Consider the following 3,040-nt stretch of genomic DNA (forward strand, 5'->3'; position numbering starts at 1 on the left):
GCAGGGCGAGGCGCAAAATGGCGTCGGGCACGCGGAGGGTCTCATCTAGGCAGGTGGTGGCGCAGGGGCGGGAGCCTAGCAGACAGGGGAGGGCTTGGGTATGCCGTGGTTTTCTGATGAAAGGCGGTTTTCAGTCGGATGTGCGGCTTGCGTGATTGAAAAGGTCTGTTAGAATTCGCGGCCTAATTACGTGCGGTATTCGACAATAGTGTCGAGTGGCGGCACGCTAGCCCGAGGAAGTGCCATGAAAGCCGATATCCATCCAGCGTACGAAACCATCGAAGTTACCTGCAGCTGCGGCAACAAGTTCGAAACCCGTTCGAACCTGTGCAAGCCACTGGGTACTGACGTATGCAACGAGTGCCACCCGTTCTACACCGGTAAGCAGAAAACTCTGGACACCGGCGGCCGTGTACAGCGCTTCGCAGATCGCTTTGGTGCTTTCGGCAAGAAGCCTGCTGCTGCTACTCCGGCAGAGTAAGGCTCAAAAGCCTTATGGGCTTTTGCCAGCTGTTGAAAAAGGCGTCCCTCGCGGGCGCCTTTTTTGTGCCTGCGATTTGGCTATCTGCCGCCCAGGCCCACGTGTTCTGCCCCGCGCCGGCGTCGGTGGCGCCGGTGCACGTGCAGCGCGTGGTGGATGGCGACACTGTGCGCCTCAAGGATGGCCGCAGCGTTCGGATGATCGGTATCAACGCGCCGGAGACCGGTAAGAAGGGCCGCTCCGACGAGCCGTTTGCGGCTGCCGCGCGCCAGCGTCTGCAGGCATTGGTCAATGCCAGTGACGGGCGTCTCGGGCTGGTGCCGGGGCGCGAGGGTAAAGATCGCTACGGGCGAACCCTTGCCCACCTGTATGGCGCCGACGGCAACAACCTTGAGGCGCAATTGCTGGCTGAGGGCCTGGGGTTTCAGGTGGGTGTCGCGCCGAATGTTGAGCTGGTCGCCTGTCAGCAGGCTGCTGAAAACAGTGCGCGTAACGCGCGGTTGGGGCTTTGGCGGCAATCGCCGGTACAGAGCGTGGCGCAACTCAAGCGGTCCGGGTTCGCTTTGGTCAGCGGGCGGGTCAGCACGATCGAACGCAATCGCGGTGGCGTCTGGATCCAGTTGCACGGCTCACTGGTATTACGCATTGCGCCTGATCGGGTCCGTTTATTCGATACCGCCATGCTTAATGGTCTGCAAGGCAAGACAATCGAGGCGCGTGGCTGGGTGCAGGACCGCTCCAGGCGCGGCGGGCCGAAAGACCCTCAGGCGCGTTGGCTGTTGCCGCTCACCGATCCGAGCATGCTTGGCTGAGCGCAATAATAAAAAAATTGTAGACATTTTTTTATTCGATTGTGAACAGTCTAGCCCTTGTATCCCGTGGCTTTAGACTAAAGTACGCCGCAGCAGGGCCTTGACACCTGTGACTGACCAGTCTTGTAGGGGCTTTACGACACGCGTATCCTCGGCGGTCCGTCGACCAACAGTAAAAGCGGAATGCCGATATGTCTGATTTGAAAACTGCCGCTCTCGAATATCATGCCAATCCTCGTCCAGGAAAGCTGAGTGTAGAGCTCACCAAAGCCACTGCCACCGCCCGTGATCTGTCGCTGGCCTACAGCCCTGGCGTTGCCGAGCCCGTACGTGAAATCGCCCGCGACCCCGAGCTGGCATACAAGTACACCGGCAAGGGCAACCTGGTTGCAGTGATTTCTGATGGCACCGCGATCCTGGGCCTGGGTAACCTCGGCCCATTGGCGTCCAAGCCGGTCATGGAAGGCAAGGGCGTGCTGTTCAAGCGCTTTGCCGGCATCGATGTTTTCGACATCGAAGTCGACTCCGAGAGCCCGCAGGCCTTCATCGACACCGTTAAACGCATTTCCATCACCTTCGGTGGCATCAACCTGGAAGACATCAAGGCACCCGAGTGCTTCGAGATCGAAAAGGCGCTGATCGAACAGTGTGACATCCCGGTATTCCACGATGACCAGCACGGCACCGCGATCGTTACCGCAGCCGGCATGATCAACGCCCTGGAGATCGCCGGCAAAACCCTGGGTGAGGCGAAGATCGTCTGCCTGGGCGCCGGCGCTGCGGCCATTTCCTGCATGAAGCTGATCATCAGCATGGGCGCCAAGCTGGAAAACATCTACATGGTCGACAGCAAGGGCGTGATCCAGTCCGAGCGTACCGACCTGAACCAGTACAAGGCGATGTTTGCCCACCCGTCCTCCAAGCGCACCCTGGCTGACGCCCTTGACGGTGCTGACGTGTTCGTCGGCCTGTCCGGCCCGAACCTGCTGAGCGCCGAAGGCCTGAAGTCGATGGCGCCGAACCCTATCGTGTTCGCCTGCTCCAACCCGGACCCGGAAATCGCCCCGGAACTGGCCCACGCCACCCGCGACGACGTGATCATGGCCACCGGCCGTTCGGACTACCCGAACCAGGTCAACAACGTGTTGGGTTTCCCGTTCATCTTCCGTGGTGCCCTGGACGTTCGCGCCAAGCGCATCAACGAAGAAATGAAAGTAGCGGCCGCCAACGCCCTGCGTGAACTGGCCAAGCTGCCGGTGCCGCAGGATGTCTGCGACGCCTACGGTGGCGCCAAGCTGGAATTCGGTCGTGAGTACATCATCCCGAAACCTATGGACAAGCGCCTGATCACTCTGATCTCCGATGCCGTGGCCAAGGCTGCAATCGAGACTGGTGTGGCAACCCTGCCGTATCCGAAGAACTACCCGCTGCAAAGCGTGGATGATGTGTTCAACGGCTAAGCCTGCGTAGCGCACCCACAAAAAAGCCCCGGCTCTCGCGAGTCGGGGCTTTTTTGTGTCTGGCGTTTAAATTGAGCCTTGTGGCGCTCTAAATGTGGGAGGGGGCTTGCCCCCGATGGCGGCCTCTGGGCCGACCAGGATGTTGGACCGAGTACATATCCGTTTCTGCGGTAACGGCTGCTTAGGGTTCCGGCCTGACGGCGGGTCACTTTGGAAAAGCCCCAAAGTAACCAAAGGGCTCTTGCCCCACCACTCGGCACCTCGCTTAGGCTCGGTGTGCCCTCTCT

At 60.1% G+C, this 3,040-nt stretch carries 3 protein-coding genes; all 3 read left to right on the forward strand.

Going from position 1 to position 3,040, the window contains the following annotated elements; all coding sequences use genetic code 11:
• Window positions 1-244 precede the first annotated feature (244 nt).
• The 3 genes from rpmE (at window position 245) to BFP96_RS21775 (ending at window position 2,753) form a co-directional block, all read left to right on the forward strand.
• The gene (gene rpmE, locus BFP96_RS21765) at window positions 245-481 is read left to right on the forward strand and encodes a 50S ribosomal protein L31 (protein ID WP_003237330.1); all 237 of its coding nucleotides are present in this window, start codon (window positions 245-247) and stop codon (window positions 479-481) included.
• Between the two features lie 14 nt (window positions 482-495).
• Entirely contained in the window at window positions 496-1,293 is a 798-nt protein-coding gene (locus BFP96_RS21770) for a thermonuclease family protein (RefSeq protein WP_065936995.1), read from the forward strand.
• A 191-nt stretch (window positions 1,294-1,484) separates the two neighbouring features.
• A complete protein-coding gene (locus BFP96_RS21775) occupies window positions 1,485-2,753 on the forward strand; it encodes a malic enzyme-like NAD(P)-binding protein (RefSeq protein WP_065893697.1) in 1,269 nt (422 codons plus the stop codon).
• Window positions 2,754-3,040: the final 287 nt, after the last annotated feature.

It is taken from the genome of Pseudomonas sp. 34 E 7 (assembly GCF_900005715.1).
In the GTDB taxonomy this organism is placed as follows: domain Bacteria; phylum Pseudomonadota; class Gammaproteobacteria; order Pseudomonadales; family Pseudomonadaceae; genus Aquipseudomonas; species Aquipseudomonas orientalis_A.